This is a genomic window from Intestinimonas massiliensis (ex Afouda et al. 2020), assembly GCF_001244995.1.
Taxonomy (GTDB): Bacteria; Bacillota; Clostridia; order Oscillospirales; family Oscillospiraceae; genus Intestinimonas; species Intestinimonas massiliensis.
Genome location: NZ_LN869529.1, coordinates 524341 through 540275, shown reverse-complemented (window position 1 = coordinate 540275; position 15935 = coordinate 524341). Strand labels below are relative to the sequence as shown.

Annotated in this window: 18 protein-coding genes; all 18 read right to left on the bottom strand. The window is 55.6% G+C overall.

What is annotated here, in order from left to right; all coding sequences use genetic code 11:
• Nucleotides 1-153: 153 nt before the first annotated feature.
• On the bottom strand, nt 154-1200 hold the full coding sequence (gene plsX, locus BN2154_RS06555) for a phosphate acyltransferase PlsX (protein WP_050618059.1): 1047 nt from the start codon (nt 1198-1200) through the stop codon (nt 154-156).
• A gap of 37 nt (nt 1201-1237) precedes the next feature.
• Nucleotides 1238-2542: a methylenetetrahydrofolate--tRNA-(uracil(54)-C(5))-methyltransferase (FADH(2)-oxidizing) TrmFO gene (trmFO, locus tag BN2154_RS06550; protein ID WP_050618058.1), complete on the bottom strand. Its 1305-nt coding sequence runs from the start codon at nt 2540-2542 to the stop codon at nt 1238-1240.
• Between the two features lie 2 nt (nt 2543-2544).
• Entirely contained in the window at nt 2545-4890 is a 2346-nt protein-coding gene (gene topA, locus BN2154_RS06545; RefSeq protein WP_050618057.1) for a type I DNA topoisomerase, read from the bottom strand.
• Nucleotides 4891-4913: 23 nt separating this feature from the next.
• On the bottom strand, nt 4914-6176 hold the full coding sequence (gene dprA / locus BN2154_RS06540; RefSeq protein WP_050618056.1) for a DNA-processing protein DprA: 1263 nt from the start codon (nt 6174-6176) through the stop codon (nt 4914-4916).
• A 20-nt stretch (nt 6177-6196) separates the two neighbouring features.
• Nucleotides 6197-6952 (bottom strand): TrmH family RNA methyltransferase, encoded by a 756-nt coding sequence (locus BN2154_RS06535; protein ID WP_050618055.1) that lies wholly within the window; start codon nt 6950-6952, stop codon nt 6197-6199.
• A gap of 11 nt (nt 6953-6963) precedes the next feature.
• Nucleotides 6964-7617, bottom strand: coding sequence for a potassium channel family protein (locus BN2154_RS06530; protein WP_050618054.1), 654 nt, complete (start codon nt 7615-7617; stop codon nt 6964-6966).
• Nucleotides 7618-7629: 12 nt separating this feature from the next.
• Nucleotides 7630-9012, bottom strand: a complete 1383-nt coding sequence (locus BN2154_RS06525) for a TrkH family potassium uptake protein (protein ID WP_242853709.1) — start codon at nt 9010-9012, stop codon at nt 7630-7632.
• Nucleotides 9013-9349: 337 nt separating this feature from the next.
• Nucleotides 9350-10603, bottom strand: a complete 1254-nt coding sequence (locus BN2154_RS06520; RefSeq protein WP_022117667.1) for a site-specific integrase — start codon at nt 10601-10603, stop codon at nt 9350-9352.
• A gap of 14 nt (nt 10604-10617) precedes the next feature.
• A complete protein-coding gene (locus tag BN2154_RS06515; RefSeq protein ID WP_050618052.1) occupies nt 10618-10857 on the bottom strand; it encodes an excisionase in 240 nt (79 codons plus the stop codon).
• Between the two features lie 12 nt (nt 10858-10869).
• Nucleotides 10870-11106, bottom strand: a complete 237-nt coding sequence (locus tag BN2154_RS06510; protein WP_050618051.1) for an excisionase — start codon at nt 11104-11106, stop codon at nt 10870-10872.
• A 13-nt stretch (nt 11107-11119) separates the two neighbouring features.
• Nucleotides 11120-11341 carry an excisionase gene (locus BN2154_RS06505; RefSeq protein ID WP_079844853.1) on the bottom strand — a complete coding sequence of 74 codons (222 nt, stop codon included), beginning with the start codon at nt 11339-11341 and terminating at the stop codon, nt 11120-11122.
• Nucleotides 11342-11438: 97 nt separating this feature from the next.
• Nucleotides 11439-11660: an excisionase gene (locus BN2154_RS06500; RefSeq protein WP_041179095.1), complete on the bottom strand. Its 222-nt coding sequence runs from the start codon at nt 11658-11660 to the stop codon at nt 11439-11441.
• The gene (locus BN2154_RS06495; RefSeq protein WP_050618050.1) at nt 11650-12213 is read right to left on the bottom strand and encodes a type II toxin-antitoxin system PemK/MazF family toxin; all 564 of its coding nucleotides are present in this window, start codon (nt 12211-12213) and stop codon (nt 11650-11652) included. The genes BN2154_RS06500 and BN2154_RS06495 overlap by 11 nt, the downstream gene beginning before the upstream one ends.
• 109 nt (nt 12214-12322) lie before the next feature.
• Nucleotides 12323-12907 carry a chromatin SPT2 gene (locus BN2154_RS06490; RefSeq protein ID WP_050618049.1) on the bottom strand — a complete coding sequence of 195 codons (585 nt, stop codon included), beginning with the start codon at nt 12905-12907 and terminating at the stop codon, nt 12323-12325.
• Between the two features lie 438 nt (nt 12908-13345).
• Nucleotides 13346-14077 carry an ImmA/IrrE family metallo-endopeptidase gene (locus BN2154_RS06485; RefSeq protein ID WP_050618048.1) on the bottom strand — a complete coding sequence of 244 codons (732 nt, stop codon included), beginning with the start codon at nt 14075-14077 and terminating at the stop codon, nt 13346-13348.
• Between the two features lie 19 nt (nt 14078-14096).
• Complete coding sequence (locus BN2154_RS15210) at nt 14097-14348, bottom strand: hypothetical protein (RefSeq protein ID WP_014635881.1); 252 nt, start codon at nt 14346-14348, stop codon at nt 14097-14099.
• A 2-nt stretch (nt 14349-14350) separates the two neighbouring features.
• Nucleotides 14351-14650 carry a hypothetical protein gene (locus BN2154_RS06480; protein ID WP_003525179.1) on the bottom strand — a complete coding sequence of 100 codons (300 nt, stop codon included), beginning with the start codon at nt 14648-14650 and terminating at the stop codon, nt 14351-14353.
• Between the two features lie 12 nt (nt 14651-14662).
• On the bottom strand, nt 14663-15898 hold the full coding sequence (locus BN2154_RS06475; protein ID WP_050618047.1) for a DNA polymerase Y family protein: 1236 nt from the start codon (nt 15896-15898) through the stop codon (nt 14663-14665).
• Nucleotides 15899-15935: the final 37 nt, after the last annotated feature.

Here is a 15935-nt window from a genome sequence, read left to right as displayed (position 1 = left end):
ACTCACATAATAGGGAGATTTTCCCCCAGTGTCAATAGATATTTTCCAGCTTTTTATGGACCATTCAGAAAAAATGCGATGTCGGGCGCCATTTTCCTCTTCTGGGCGCAGATTTTTTGCATAAAAGACAACCAAAACAGTTTTTATGACGGTTCAGTCCGCCGCCGCCCCGCTCTTGTCCCCCGCCGGCAGGCGCATGTACTCGATGTTCTCCGCGATATCCTCGATGAGTCCGGAGGCGGCGAAGCCGGCCGCCTGGCGGATGGCGTTCTTGATGGCAAAGGCGTCGGAGGAGCCGTGGGCCTTGATGACCGGCTTGCAGATACCCACCAGGGGCGTGCCCCCCACCTCGCCGGAATCCAACAGCTTTTTGAAGTGGGAGATGCCGTCCTTGACGCACAGTGCCCCCAACTTGGTGATCAGGTTCTTCTTGAACATGCCCTTGAGCTCCCGGGCCAGGAAGCCGCCGGTGCCCTCCATGGTCTTGAGAAAAATGTTGCCGGAGTAACCGTCAGACACAATGACGTCCACCTCGCCGTAGACCGCCTCCCGAGCCTCCACATTGCCCACGAAATGGATGCGCCCGGCTTCCCCCGCCCCCTTCAGGAGCTGGTAGGCCTCCCGCTGCAGGTCGGTACCCTTGGAGGGCTCGGACCCGATGTTCAGCAGACCCACCCGCGGCTCGGGGCGGCCCAGCACGTGCTCGGCGTAGTAGGAGCCCATGAAGGCGAACTGGAGCAGATACTCCGGGGTGCACTCGGCCGTGGCGCCGCAGTCAATGAGGACGGCCCCCCCCTTTCCGGTGGGGACCACAGGGGCCATGGCCGCCCGTCGGATGCCCTTGATACGCTTGACCAGCAGCGTGGCGGCAGAGAGCAGAGCCCCCGTGCTGCCGGCGGAGACGAAGGCGTCCCCCCTGCCCTCCTTGAGCATATTGAGGCCCACGGTGAGGGATGAATTCTTCTTTTCCTTGAAGGCGGTGGCGGGGTTGTCGCACATCTCCACCACCTGGTCTGCGTGGGCGATCTCCACCCCGGCGGGCAGGTCGGCCACGCCGTTTTCCTTGAGGCACTTGAGGATCTCCTCCCCGCGGCCCACCAGGACCACCTCCACGCCCAGCTCCTTCACCGCGTCCAGCGCGCCCTTGACGTTGCAGGCAGGGGCGTTGTCGCCGCCCATGGCGTCCACGATGATCTTCATAGCATACCTTCTCTCTGTTCCATCTATTTCTCGTTCTTCAGGTCCAGTCCAGGGTCTCCAAAAGCCCCAGCGCGCGCTGGGACAGCTCGGCGTTCTTGTTTCGCTTGCCCTTGACCCGGTGATCCAGGGGCGGGATGATGCCAAAATTGACGTTCATGGGCTGAAAATCCGCAACGCTCTCATTGCTCACGTAGAGGGCCAGGGCCCCCAGGGCGGTCTCCTGGGGAAAATCCACCGGGGGCTTGTCCAGCAGCCTGCGGGCGAGCTCCACGGCGCACAGGAAGCCGGAGGCGATGGACTCCACATAGCCCTCCACCCCGGTGATCTGCCCGGCGAACATCAGCCGCTCGTTGCCCCTCACCCGGTAATAGCGGTCCAGCAGCCGGGGAGAATCCAGGTAGGTGTTGCGGTGCATGACCCCGTAGCGGACGAACTCGGCGTTTTTCAGAGCGGGGATCATGGAGAACACCCGCCTCTGCTCCGGCCACTTCAGGTGAGTCTGGAAGCCCACCAGGTTGTAGATGGTACCGTCCGCGTTGTCCTTGCGGAGCTGCACCACCGCGTAAGGGGTCTGTCCCGTTCTCGGGTCCCGCAGGCCCTTGGGCTTCAGGGGGCCGTAGCGCAACGTGTCCACCCCCCGCCGGGCCATGACCTCCACGGGCATGCAGCCTTCAAACACGCTCTTGTCCTCAAAGCCGTGGACCTCCGCCTCCTGAGCGGCGCACAGCTCCCGCCAAAAGGCGGCGTACTCCTCCTCGCTGAGGGCGCAGTTGACATAATCCGCCGTCCCCTTGTCGTAACGGGAGGCAAACCAGGCGTGGTCCATGTCCACGCTGTCAAAGGTGACCAGTGGGGCCGCCGCGTCGTAGAAATTCAAATAGCGGCTCCCGGGCAGCAGCCGCTCGATCTCGGCGCTGAGGGCCTCGGAGGTCAGGGGGCCGGAGGCCACAATGACCTGTCCGCGGTCGGGGATCCGCCTCACCTCCCCCTCCTCCACGGTGATGAGCGGGTGGCTGCGGATCTGCTCGGTGACCGCCCTGGAGAAGGCGTGGCGGTCCACCGCCAGGGCCCCTCCCGCCTCCACCCGGTGGGCGTCGGCGCAGGCCAAGATCAGGGAGCCGCTGCGGCGCAGCTCCTCTTTCAAAAGCCCCACCGCGTTCTCCAACTGGTCGGAGCGCAGGGAGTTGGAACACACCAGCTCGGCATACTCCGGCGCGTGGTGGGCGGGAGTCATCTTCTCCGGCTTCATCTCATGCAGGACCACGGGGACGCCCCGGCCGGCAAGCTGCCAGGCCGCCTCGCAGCCCGCCAGTCCCGCCCCGATCACGCTCACAGGCTCCATGCTCATGCCTCCGCGGCGGCCTTTTTGGCCGCCGGCTTCTTTGCGCCGGTGGTTTTCTTGGCCCCAGTGGTTTTCTTGGCCCCAGCGGTTTTCTTGGCGGCGGCCTTTTTGACCGCGGGCTTCTTGTCGGGGGCCTTTTTCACCGCCTTGGGCTCCTCCGCCGCCTCGGCAGCGCGCTCGGCACCCGCCCCGTCCTCCGCCGCCGGCTCGGCGGCGGGCTTTTTCTGATAGCCGCCCCGCTTGTCCTCCGGCGTAAAGTTACCGCAGTCCGGATTGATGCAGAAGGGCTTTTTGAACCCTCGGCCCGACTTCTTGAACATCGTCCAGCCGCACTCCGGACAGTTGTCCTTCACCGGCACGTCCCAGGTCATGAAGTCGCATCTCTTTCCGTCGTCCTTGCTGGAGTTAAACTCGCAGCCGTAATAGGCATACCCCTTCCGGGAGGTCTTTTTCAGGATGCGGCCGCCGCACTTGGGACACTTGCCCGGCATCTCCACCACGATGGGCTGGGTGTGGGAACACTCAGGCCAGCCGGGACAGGCCAGAAAACGGCCAAACCGGCCGGACTTATACACCAGATTGCGTCCACACAGGGGGCAGATCACGTCGGAGACCTCGTCGGGGACCTTGATGCGCTCCCCGTCCAGATCCTGCTCCGCCTGGGCCAGCTCCTTCTGGAAGCCGCCGTAGAATCCGGAGAGCAGGTCCTTCCACTTCTCCCTGCCCTCCTCCACCTGGTCGAGCTGCTCTTCCATCTGGGCGGTGAAGGCGGTGTCCACGATGTCGGGGAATTTGTCTTTCATCAAGCCGGTGACCACATCCCCCAGCGGGGTGGTGCGCAGGTATTTGCCCTCCTTCACCACATACTCCCGGTCCAGAATGGTGGAGATGGTGGGGGCGTAAGTGGACGGGCGGCCGATGCCCTTCTCCTCCAGCGCCTTGATCAGGGTAGCCTCGGTGTACCGGGCGGGGGGCTGGGTGAAGTGCTGCTCGGGCTTGAGCTCCTTCAGCGCCAGCGCCTCCCCCTCCTTCAGGTCGGGCAGGGGGGACTGGACCTTCTCCTCGTCCTCGTCCTTGCCCTCCACGTACACGGCGGTGAAGCCGGAAAACTTTAGGGAGGAGTGATTGGCCCGGAAGCGGTAGCCCGCGGACTCCACCTCGATGGCCACGCTGTCATAGACGGCGGAGGCCATCTGACAGGCCAAAAACCGGCTCCAAATCAGCTTGTAGAGCCGGTACTGTTCGCTGGTCAGATCCTTCTTGATGTCCTCAGGGGTCAGGCGCACGTCGGAGGGCCGGATGGCCTCGTGGGCGTCCTGGGCCCCGGATTTGGTCTTGTAGTGCCGGGTCTTGTCCGGATAATAGTCCTTGCCGTAGCGGCTGATGATCAGCTCCCGGGCGGCCGCCAGGGCCTCCTCAGACAGGCGCAGGGAGTCGGTACGCATATAGGTGATGAGGCCCACGGTGCCCTCGCCCTGGATGTCCACACCCTCGTAGAGCTGCTGGGCCACCGCCATAGTCCGCCGGGGCGTCATGCCCAGCTTGCGGCTGGCCTCCTGCTGGAGGGTGGAGGTGATGAAGGGCGGCGCGGGATTGCGGGTCTTGTCCTGGCGCTTGACGCTCTTCACGGTAAAGGGGGCCGCCTTCACGGCGTCGCTGACGGTCCGGACCTCCTGCTCGCTGCGGAGCTCCTGCTTCTTCTCCGCGCCGTGGAAGGCGGCGGTGAAGGCCCCCAGATTGGGGGAGATGCGGCTGAGGTCGGCGTCCAGGGACCAGTATTCCTGGGGCTGAAAGGCCCGGATCTCCTCCTCCCGCTCGCACACCAGACGGGTGGCCACCGACTGGACCCGTCCGGCGGACAGGCCCCGGCGGATTTTTTTCCACAGCAGCGGCGAGAGCTGGTAGCCCACGATGCGGTCCAGGATGCGGCGGGCCTGCTGGGCGTCCACCAGGTCCTGGTCGATGGCCCGAGGGGCGGCGATGGACTCGTTGACCACTTTTTTGGTGATCTCATTGAAGGTGACCCGGTAAGTGCGGTCGTCGGGCAGCTCCAAAAGCTCCTTGAGGTGCCAGGAAATGGCCTCTCCCTCCCGGTCCGGGTCGGTGGCCAGAAAGACCTTGTCGCTCTGCTTGGCCGCCTTTTTCAGGTCGGAGATGACCTCTTCCTTCCCTTTGATGGGCTGGTAGTCCGGCACGAAGCCGTGCTCCACATCCACGCCAATCTTGCTTTTGGGCAGGTCCCGGACGTGGCCCATGGACGCCTTGACCTGATAATCCGGTCCAAGGTATTTGCCGATGGTCTTGGCCTTGGCCGGAGATTCTACAATGACTAAGTTCGATTTCGCCACAGTTTACCTCCAGGGTTTTATTTTCACACGGACGACTTTCGTCCGGAATGTACTTCAGGGATCTTCACCCGGGCCAGCGCCTTGAATCGCCGGCCCGGCTGCTCCGCCACATAGCCCTGCACCTGCAACAGCGTCAGCGCGGAGAGCACCCGTCTGGCCGGGATCTGGGTCCGCTCCACCAGATCGTCGGCCAGGAGCGGCCGCTCCTCCAGGGCCACCAGCACGTCGCGCTGATCGTCGGTCAGCGCCTCAGGGTGCGCACTTAGGTCAATATATGCCCTCTCGGGAACCTTGTCAACCGGTTTTTTGTCAGTTTCAGAGATTTTTGTCTCGGTTTTTTTCTCTTCCGGCGTCTCCAGCCGGGCCGCCTCGGCCGCGGGACGCAGGGGCTCCGGACTGCGGAGCTTGCCGGGAAAGCGCCCGGCATACTCCCGGAGCACATCCCAGCCGCACCGCACCAGACCGGCCCCCTGCTGAATGAGCCGGTTGGGCCCCTCGCTCATCGGGCCGTCCGCTGGACCGGGCACGGCAAAGACGTCCCGGTCCTGGTCCAGCGCCCGCTCCACCGTGCGCATGGTGCCGCTTTTCCATCGGCACTCCACCGCCACCACCGCCAGGCTCAGGCCGCTGATGATGCGGTTGCGCACGGGAAAGTGACCGGCCTGGATGCCGGTCCCCGGTGGATACTCGCTGATGAGGGCTCCGGCGGCAGCCACATCCTCGTAGAGGAAGCGGTTTTCCCTGGGGTAAACCACATCCACACCGCCGCCCAGCACCGAGACCACCGGCCCGCCTCCCTTGAGCGCGCCCCGAATGGCGGCGGCGTCCAGGCCCTGGGCGATGCCGGAGACCAGCAAGGCCCCCTGCCGGGCCAGCTCCAGACCCAGCTTGCCCGCCATCTTCACCCCATAGGGCGTGGGCTCCCGGGCTCCCACCACGGCGATGGCCGCCTCTTCGTCGAAGGCAAAGGTCCGGCCCCGCAGATAGAGCACCGCCGGCGGGTCGGGAATCTGCCGCAGGCGCTCGGGATATTCCGCGTCCTGCAGCGTCAGCACCCGCAGCCCCAGCCGCTCACATTCGCCCAGAATACGCTCGGCCTCCGCCAGAGATTTGTCCGCCAGGGCGGCGCGAAGCTTGTCCGGTATGTCGGCCAGCAGGCCGTACTCCCCCGGATCGGCAAAGTAGGCCCTCTCAGGGCTGCCGAACTGCTCCAGCACCCGGAGGGTGCGGACCGGGGACGCCCCCTGCCGGGTGGCGAGCCAAATCCAGTATTTCAGGCTGGACACCGGAACACCTCCTCTTTGCTCTACCGGGCCATCTCCCACAGGACCACCGCCGCCGCTACGGCGGCGTTGAGGGACTCGCAGCGCGTCCGCATGGGGATCTTCAAGGTCTTGCCGCACAGAGCCAGCGTCTCCTCCGAAACGCCCCGCCCCTCGCTGCCGATCACCACCGCGCAGCGGCGCAGGTCCTGGGCGCGCAGGTCCTCCGTGTCCTCCCGCAGGGCGGTGGCGTACAGAGGGACCCCGCCCTCGTCCAGCCGGGCCTGCAAAGCGTGCAGGTCCGCCTCCCATACGGGCAGGCGGAAGCAGGCCCCCATAGTGGCCCGGACGGTCTTGGGCGACCATGGATCGGCGCAACTGTGGACCAACACCAGGCCGTCCGCCCCAAAGGCGTCGGCCGTCCGCCACACCGTACCCAGATTTCCCGGGTCCTGCACTCCATCCAGCACCATATACCGCCCGCCGGTCAGCCGTTCCGGCAGGGCCAGGTCAGGGGTCCGGCAGAGAAACAGCACGCCCTGGGGCGTCTCGGTGGTCGACAGACTCCTGAGCAGGTCGGCGGGGACCTCCACCCGCCGGACGGCGGAGGGCAGCTCCGGCAAGCTTGTCCCCTCCTCTGCCACCACGGTCGTAACGGCAGCCCCCCATTTCAGGGCCTCGGCGAGCAGCTTTGGCCCGTCGCAGACGAATTCCCCCGCCGCCCGGCGGGCGGAGCGGGAGCCGCTGAGCTTACGGATGTGGGCCACCAGTTCATTCTTTCGGCTCGTGATCCGTTCCATGGTCATCCCCCTCAGAGGTCATGGAGCCGGTTGATGTCCTCGTTCCGCCCCAGTGTGACCACAACGTCGCCGGAGCGCAGGGCGTAATCCGCCCCCGGAGCCACCTCCAGCCGGCGGGAGGCGCCGTCCCGGATGGCGATGATGTTGACGCCGTACTTGGCCCGGACATCCAGCTCCTTCAGGGTGTGTCCCACCCAGCTTCTGGGCGCTGCCAGCTCCACGATGCCGTAGTCATCAGACAGCTCGATGAAATTCAGGACGTTGGAACTGGACAGCCCCTGAGCCAGCTTGACCCCCATCTCATGTTCGGGAAAGACCACCCGGTCGGCTCCGATCTTCTCCAGCACCTTGCGGTGGACGTGGCTCTGGGCCTTGGCGATGACCTCCTTCACTCCGATCTCCTTGAGGTTCAGAGTGATGAGGGCGCTGTTGCCCACATCGTCCCCCACGGCCACGATGGCGCAGTCGTAGTTGCGCACCCCCAGTGCCTTGAGCACAGCCGGGTCCCGGGCGTCGCCCATGACGGCATGGGTGACCTTGTCGGCCGCCGCCTGGACGTTTTCCTCCCGGCCGTCCACGGCCAGCACCTCATGGCCCAGGGTGCACAGCTCGGTGGCCACCGCCGTGCCGAAGCGGCCCAGGCCGATCACAACAAACGTTTTCATGGTGCAGACTCCTTAACCGATCATGATATCGAAGGTAGGGTATTTGATCTTTGCGGGGTACTTGCTTCGGGTGAGGAAGGCAATGGAGAAGGACAGAATGCCCACCCGGCCCACATACATCAGAAAGACCAGCACCCCTCGGGAAAACAGGCTCAGTCCGGGCGTGATGCCCACGGTGAGGCCCACGGTCCCCATGGCGGAGGCCACCTCGAAGGCGGCGGACAGGAAGGGCAGTCCGTCCACCGTGGACAGAAGCATGGAACTCACCATAAACAGGAAGACCACCATCAGCGTCAGGGTCATGGCGTTCATAACCCGGCGGTGGGAGATGGCCCGGCCCCGGAGGGTGACCTCTTCCCGGCCCCGCACGCCCGCCCGGAAGGCCAGCAGCAGCACGGCCACGGTGACGGTCTTAAGGCCGCCGGCGGTAGAGCCGCTGGAGCCTCCGATGAGCATGAAAATCACCGACAGGGCCAGGGAGCTGTCGGTCAGCCCGCCCTGTCCGAGGGCGTCGAAGCCGGCGGTGCGCAGGGTAACGGACTGGAACAGGGCATTGAGTCCCTTCTGCCACAGGGGCATGGGCCCCAGGGTGGCCGGGTTGCGGTACTCCACGGCGAAGAAGAACAGCGCGCCGAACAAGATGAGCGCCGCGGTGAGACTCAGGACCAGGCGGCTATAGAGGGACAGCTTTTTCCAGCGCCGGTGCTGGAGCACATCCTCCCACACGAAAAAGCCCAGCCCACCCACGGTGATGAGTGCGGCGGTGGTCAGCAGCACCACCGGATCGTCGTTGAAGCCGGCCAGGCTGGAAAAGGCTCCGCTGTAGCCGCCCAGCAGGTCAAAGCCCGCGTTGCAAAAGGCGGAGACACCGTGAAAGACGCCCCGCCACAGGCCGCCCGCAAGACCGAACTTTGGAATGAAGCGCAGAGACAGCAGCAGCGCCCCCGCCCCCTCCATGCAGAAGGTGCCCATCAGGGCGTGCTGTACCATCCGGACCACACCGTCCATGTCGTTCAGGTTCAAGGTGGACACCATCACCAGCCGCTCCGACAGCCCGATGCGCCGATGCAGGGCCAGGGAGAACAGGGTGATGACTGTCATAAAGCCCAGTCCGCCCAACTGGATCATCACCAGGATGACCGTCTGTCCGAACAGGCTCCACTGGAGCCAGGTATCCGCCACGATGAGGCCGGTGACACAGGAGGCCGAGGTGGCGGTGAACAGGCTGGCGAACAGCCCGGCGCTCTGACCGTCGCGGGAGGCCGCGGGCAGCATCAGCAGCAGGGTTCCCAGCAGAATGATTACGCCGAAGGACCCGGCCACGATCCGGGTAGGGTTGAAGTTCCGCCGGTTCCGGAGGAAATCCCGGAAGTGGTTTCGCATTCGATTCAGCAAGGCAAGAAAGCCTCCTTGAGGGATGAGGGCGCCGGGCCGGGCAGACCGCGCCCGCGCGGTCCTCTTTTATGCACAACAGCATACCGTGGTCCATGCTGCCACGGTATGCTGTCGAAGGGTGTTCAGTCCAGGGGCTTCATGGTCGGGACGATTTAGGACATCGTTTCAATTCTTGCTATAACCCAACATAGTTCAAAATAAGTCGCAAATCAGATTTTTTCAAAATCCTACTTTACTTTATTTTCGATTAGTTTCGTGGGGGCTTTGTGTAAGAATTGATGTAAATGATGTAAATGCTTTTATCCACCAACTATGAAGTCCGTATCAATTTAATCTGTCAAACCGACACTTTATTATACTCATTTTTGAAGTAGGAGTCAAGACCTTCAAATTCGGACTTCCTCAGCTCCTTTGTTACATCGGTATAGATGTTGAGCGTAGTTGAAATATCCTTATGACCGAGCGTGTCCTGAATGACCTTAACATTTACCCCTGCTTCGCACATTCTTGTTGTGAAAGTATGCCTTAAAGAATGGCAGCTAAAATGCGGGAGCAATACTTCTGCATTTTCATCTTTCAACAACTGCTCATCGTTACAGTCACGAATAATACGGCGAATTGCTTTGTTGAGGGTTGCCTGATGTTGCGGCTGTCCGAAACGGTTGATGAAGATAAAATCGGTGTATCCGTCAACAGTCGCTTCACAATGAAGGTCAAGTAATTCCTGTCTTTCTTTTTCCATTAAAAATGCTTCTTTGACGAAACCGAGCATAGGCACTTTTCTTCTTCCTGCCGGGGTTTTGGTCGTATTAACATTGAAGTAACAGCCACGCTTACTGCCCTCGGTACGATGGTCATAGTAAACCAGCGTGTGGTTCACATCAATGATACCTTCTTCCAAATCAATATCGCACCATCTTAACCCTGTAACCTCTCCAACACGAAGTCCCGTACCAATCATAACCGCAAACACCGGATACCAATACTTTGATGTCGGAGAGTTTTTCAAATAGTCAAGAAACAACTCTTGCTCCGGCTTTGTTAAGGCTCTACGCTTCTCGGTCTGAAAACAATGGGACTGTTTCAACTCTTTGAGCACATTGTTTGACGGGTTATTCCTGATGTAGTCATCATCGACCGCCATATCCAAAATCTGATGGAGAACCGTATGAATATTATCAATGGTCGCCGGCTTCAGATGGCGTTCGTCTGCAAGGTAATTATAGAACCTCTTTATATCTGTTTTTCTCAGAGAAGATACAGTCTTTGAACCTATCTGATGACGGACAAAGGTCTCATACATATACTTATAGTTTTCAAAGGTGTTGTTTTTCAGACCTCGCTTCAAATCCTTCCAAAGCTCATAAATGTCATTGACCGTTGTGTATCGAGCTTCTGCCTTAATGCCATCGCTCTTGTCTTTTGCGATTTGTTCCTCTTTGTATCGCAGTTCATCAAGTGTCTTGGCATACACATAACGCCTTTTGTGGTTGGCGTCCGTCCAACTGAAATGGTATGTACCATCGGCTCTCTGTGATTCGCCTGTACGAAGCACTACTCTTGATTTGTCTTTTCTTTTTGTTCTTGGCATAACTTTTTCCTCCCTTAAATACTAAATTGCTTATCAAGATAATCAATAAATTTGTCTCGGATTACACAGACCTGAACACCGTTAGTGACAGCAAAGGGACAATCGCCCCTCATTATGATTTGCCTGATTTTTGTCCTGCCGATACCGGTGTACTCGGCTGCTTCCTCAACCGTTAAAACCTTCTTCTCCCAAAAGGGAGCATTTTCTTTTCGCTTTTCGAGTAAGACTCTGTAAGCTAAAACATCGTTGTCCATAAGCCCTCCTTCCTATATTGAGTACATTTTCTCAATGTACTCATCAAAAACTCGTCTCTTAATCATTCGTCTGTTTCCTACCCACAGAACAAACGGACATTTTTCTCGGCTTGTCATCTCATAGAGTTTGTCTCTGCCTATGCCTGTGTAAGCGGTCGCTTCATCAATCGTAAGGTAAGGCTTTACCCAAACCGGCACGGTTTCCACCTGATTACCTGAATTATTCAATTCAGTCTGCTTATTTCCCATAACACCACCTCCATCAGAGGGAATACTGCGATGACAGGTATTCCTCAAATTGTTTCCTTTTAATCAATCGCTTTGCCCCGTTCCAAAGAACGAAAGGACAATCTTCGCAATTCGATAGTTCTTTTATCTTTGATGTGCCAATGCCCGAATATTCCGAAGCTTCTTCAACCGTAAGGTTCATCTTCTTCCAAATTGGGACACTCGACATATTGGATTTAAGTTGTTTGTCAGACATACGCTGTAACCTCCTTGCCTTTGGTGATTACAGCATACTCAAAAGTCTGCGGTAAGCCAATTATGCGAATCGGCTCATCGCAGACTTGACTTTTTCCTTAAATCGAGTATTGCCTTTCGATAAACTCGTCAAAGACTTTCCTTTTAATCATTCTTCTGCTACCAATCCAAAGAACAAAAGGACAATCCTGACTTTCCGTCATTTCATAAAGCTTTCCCATTCCAATACCGGAATAAGCTGCCGCCTCCTCAATAGACAGGTTTGGTTTACACCAAAGAGGAATGTTGTAACGCTTCTTTTTTTCACTGCTATTTGACATTCCTGCACCCCTTTCCTTTGACCGAGGTGCGTTTGTCATAAACGATGTAATCCCAACCGCTGTTATTGCACTTATCGCAGTGGTCTTTGCTTTTCGCAAACGGGTCAAGACGCCTGACAACATAGTTTGGGTCGTGGATATAGTCGCTCAGACACTTGGGGCATAAGCAACGAACATCTCCGTTTCTGTCTGTGTTGTAAATCCATAAACCGAAAGTCTTTTTAAGAGCTGCGTTAATTTGCTTCCAAAGCCTTTCATCGTTTACCGAACCAATGTAGTCTGTCAGTTCATCCTTATTGACGGTCTGTATCTGTTCAAGAAGAACCATTGACGGCTTCTTCAGACCGAAGTCCTCACCCAAAATGATGTGTGAAGGAAGATACTTCTTTTTCATCACAGCTGTAACAGCCGCAACAATAATTGTCGGAGCGTTTGCATTAAAGTTGTCCGCCTGAATTACCATTACAGGTCTCTCTCCCGACTGGACAGACCCCTCCCTTTTTCCAAAATCGTAGTAGAATAAATCTCCACGCTGAATTTCTTTTCTCTGCATATATGTATAACCTCTCTGTTCATTTAGTCTTGAAAGTGCATTTCGTATCCGGAATTGAAATAACCCCTTCACTCATTTGGACAAAGGGGGTCAAAATGCACACCCAAAATCAGAGGTTTTCATAAAATTTCTTGAAATTTTTTCTTGCGGCGGCAATCGACTTATCTACAACGCTGTAATATACGCCTTCTTCCTTTGCGATTTTTCTTGAACTCATACCTAACAAAATCGCTTTAATCATTCTTTCTCTCTGAACGGGTTTCAGCATTTCCAATACCTTTCTGACTTTTGCAATTTCTAACTGTCGAAGCTGTTCCTTTTCTTCCTCAATCCGTTCTTCCTCCGCCTGCTCAAACGGGTCAACAAACGGAGTAATCAGTTCCCGGTGGAACTGTTCAGAGATGTCATCTTCATAGCCGTACACATCGATTGTTCTTTTTGCTCGCTTTTCGTACTTATCATTGTTTCTGTATGACTCGTCAATCACTTCGCCCTGAGCCATAGAAAGCAGAATGAACGGGGTGTACCGGCGGATAACATCAGGGTATTTAACCCACAATTCTTCTTCCGCCAGTTCTGTTACAATCGCCCATTTCTCCGTGCCGGTGTAACCGTGGTATTCATACCGCAGATTGATGAGTTTGCAGTCGTTCGCAAATAATAATTCCTGTTGTTCTAATGTAAGTTTTGTCATTGTCGTAATCTCCTTAAATTTGAATTTTTGAATTTGGTTGAAATCAAAAATTCGGAGATTACGGATACTTGGCGATATATGCCAGCCACTTATATGTCACGGTCTTGCTCCTTTCGGGAGCGACAAAAAAGCCGGACACCAAGAACATTAGGATATTTCTATCCCTTAATTCTCAGCGTCCGGCAATTTGATGACTCAGGAGCTTTCGCTCAAGGACTCGTGGCTCGGTACATCTGCCCGATATTTAATTGTTCGCTCTGTTATTACTTCTTGTTAATCTGTACTTGACCGTTCCCTTGCGTAGGGACAGGTCAACCTCTACTACTCTGTGGCAGTTCGGACATTTCAGTTCAATAACACCTGTTGTCATTGTTACCTTGTCGAAAATACGCCAGCCACAGTTTTTGCACCTTACGATTATCTTTTGTTCCAACGATTTCATAGCTCGCTCACCTCCGGATAAACCGTAACCAAATCAAAAGGATTATCAAGATACTCCTTTTTCAGTAGTCCGAGCTGTTTCATTCGTATGGCAAGTGCTTTTTTGGAACACCCTAAAAAATCGGCAAGTGCGTCAAACCTTTTATATACGCTCGGATAGTATATCTTGTTCAGGCATTCAATCTTTTCGCCGAGACTGAACAGATACATTCCTTGTTTTATGAGGTTTTCAGGAAGAAGAATAGCAGCTCCAAGCGTGTTTGCCTGCCATTCCTCCCAATCGGATATTGGCTTATTCCTCTCGGAATTTGCCTTGCAATAATGTACTCCGGCAGATTTCTGTGTTACACCGTAATCATGCGGGAACAACATCTTGAATATCTGATGGCTGCCCTCGTGCATTAAGGTAAAGTTCTTTCTGCCTTTCAGCTTGCTGTCAAAGTTCAAGTCCTTTTCCACAAGAACGGTTTTCCCGTCCAAAAAGAAAAAGGCTTCGTTATCATCATCTTCAAATACCTGAACACCCATTTCCGTAAATGAGGTCATTCCGAGAATACTACCGTCATAGGATAGGTGCTGGTATTCGACATTCAATCCGAGAACCTTCTCCAAGAGAAGCTCCGGGTCAATTCTGTATATTTGTGTGTTACGGACATCAGGAAGTGCCATATATGCCTGAACATACTTGTCGGCAATCGCTTCGATGTCAAATCTCGATAAATGTTTCAAGTTACAAAACCTCCTACCATTAGGATTTTGCTTCTACAAACCACTTTCCGTTTTCTTCGTCGAACAGAAATGTGGGCTTGCCGCAAATCTGTACCGTGTAGCGGATACCGGTTCCTCCGACTTTGGTGGAAGCCGCACGGCATTTCTGAATTACACGGTCTATCTCATATTTTTCATCATTCTCAAACTTGATGAAATTCGGACGAGCCGTCCCATCAGGTCTGTGTGTTACATTTACTTCAACATAAACTTTTCTTCTATCGGATTCCATTTCTATACCTCGTAATTTCTCAAAGTCAAAACCAATCTTCCCAAGTGCTTGTATCCGTCGATGTTCTTATCCGACACCCTGTACTTAGGTCGGTCATCTCCGGCAGTATTGATGTAACAGGAAAGCCTTCCTTTCTTAAAGCGTTTTTTCCGGTCAAAGAACAGGAACATTCCCTCATATATACCGTAGTCGGTAAAATGGTTTCCGCCGTCCGCACGGAAGATAACAATATCTTCGCTGCACCCCTGCAAAAAGCAGTCGGGTATCGTAACATAAGCCGTAACCTCTTTTTCGTCAATCACATTAAGCCCTCCTTAACCGACCATACCTGTCGGCATAGTGATTTCAGCTTTTTTCGGTGGTAGCCGCAGGTTCTGACACAGAACCCCATTCCTTATGCTGTCCTTTCCGAAACGCCGTCTGATTTCTTCAACACACTTTTCCATTCGCTCCAATTTGTCCTGCTTGGCGGCGTCCATAAACATATCTATTTGACGGGGCGTGTCTTGTGGAACAAGATTTATGGCTTGTACCGTCACAGAACGGATAGGGTTATTCCACCCATATCTTTTTTCAAACAACTGAAAAGCGGTCTTTGCAATAATCATCGGAGACTGTGTAGGAAGTGCAATCTTCGTCTGCCATTGCCTTGTATTGAGTGTGTTGTCTCTAATATGTATTGCGACACCTTCTGCACTCAGTCCGTGAACACGGAGCTTGTGTCCGATGTCTTGGGTTAACTCGAGAAACACGGGCCACACCTGCTCCGGTTTCTCTAAGTCTGCTACCGTTGTTATACCGTGTCCTACGCTTTTTATAGGAGAAACGAAGTCTTTCTTGGCAACAAGGGAAAGGTCGTTACCATTGGCATAGTTCCATAAAACTACTCCGTTCTTTCCTAATCTTCTGCGTAAGAACTCAGGGTCGGTATTCGCTAAATCCCCGATGGTACGAATACAATAGCTGTCAAGCACTCGCTGGGTTGCCCGTCCTACACCGAGCAGGTCAGCGGCAGGAAGTCCCCAAATCTTTTCTTTGAATGTGTCCTTTGGAATTACGGTTACTGCGTCCGGTTTCTTCATATCCGAGCCGAGCTTCGCAAATATCTTATTAAAGGAAACACCCACAGAAATCGTCAAGCCGAGTTCAAACTTCATAGTCTCACGAATTTCATTTGCCACCTTTTCCGGCGAACCGAAAAGGCTTTCTGTCCCGCTAATATCCAGCCAACACTCGTCCATACCATACGGTTCAACTTGGTCGGTATATCGCTCATAAACGCTTCTCGCAAGCTTTGAGTATTTGATATACTCCTCATAATGGGGCGGCACTACAACCAAGTCCTTGCACTTCTGTTTAGCCTGCCATACTGCGTCCCCGGTTTTCACATCAAAAGCCTTTGCTTTGTAGTTCTTTGCAAGCACGATACCGTGTCGTTCCTCCACAGAGCCGCAGACAGCAATCGGATATTTCTTCAATGCGGGGTCGAGCATACATTCGACGCTGGCATAGAAGTTATTCATATCACAATGAAGTATGCTTCGTAACATTTTTAGAACCCCCTTGACATTTTGGGTAGTTTGGTGT

Excerpts from the sequence above, each read along its gene's own strand:
- plsX (WP_050618059.1), bottom strand. The coding sequence starts at position 1,200 with ATGAAGATCATCGTGGACGCCATGGGCGGCGACAACGCCCCTGCCTGC.
- trmFO (WP_050618058.1), bottom strand. The coding sequence starts at position 2,542 with ATGGAGCCTGTGAGCGTGATCGGGGCGGGACTGGCGGGCTGCGAGGCG.
- BN2154_RS06535 (WP_050618055.1), bottom strand. The coding sequence starts at position 6,952 with ATGGAACGGATCACGAGCCGAAAGAATGAACTGGTGGCCCACATCCGT.
- BN2154_RS06530 (WP_050618054.1), bottom strand. The coding sequence starts at position 7,617 with ATGAAAACGTTTGTTGTGATCGGCCTGGGCCGCTTCGGCACGGCGGTG.
- BN2154_RS06520 (WP_022117667.1), bottom strand. The coding sequence starts at position 10,603 with ATGCCAAGAACAAAAAGAAAAGACAAATCAAGAGTAGTGCTTCGTACA.
- BN2154_RS06515 (WP_050618052.1), bottom strand. The coding sequence starts at position 10,857 with ATGGACAACGATGTTTTAGCTTACAGAGTCTTACTCGAAAAGCGAAAA.
- BN2154_RS06510 (WP_050618051.1), bottom strand. The coding sequence starts at position 11,106 with ATGGGAAATAAGCAGACTGAATTGAATAATTCAGGTAATCAGGTGGAA.
- BN2154_RS06505 (WP_079844853.1), bottom strand. The coding sequence starts at position 11,341 with ATGTCTGACAAACAACTTAAATCCAATATGTCGAGTGTCCCAATTTGG.
- BN2154_RS06500 (WP_041179095.1), bottom strand. The coding sequence starts at position 11,660 with ATGTCAAATAGCAGTGAAAAAAAGAAGCGTTACAACATTCCTCTTTGG.
- BN2154_RS06495 (WP_050618050.1), bottom strand. The coding sequence starts at position 12,213 with ATGCAGAGAAAAGAAATTCAGCGTGGAGATTTATTCTACTACGATTTT.
- BN2154_RS06490 (WP_050618049.1), bottom strand. The coding sequence starts at position 12,907 with ATGACAAAACTTACATTAGAACAACAGGAATTATTATTTGCGAACGAC.
- BN2154_RS15210 (WP_014635881.1), bottom strand. The coding sequence starts at position 14,348 with ATGGAATCCGATAGAAGAAAAGTTTATGTTGAAGTAAATGTAACACAC.
- BN2154_RS06475 (WP_050618047.1), bottom strand. The coding sequence starts at position 15,898 with ATGTTACGAAGCATACTTCATTGTGATATGAATAACTTCTATGCCAGC.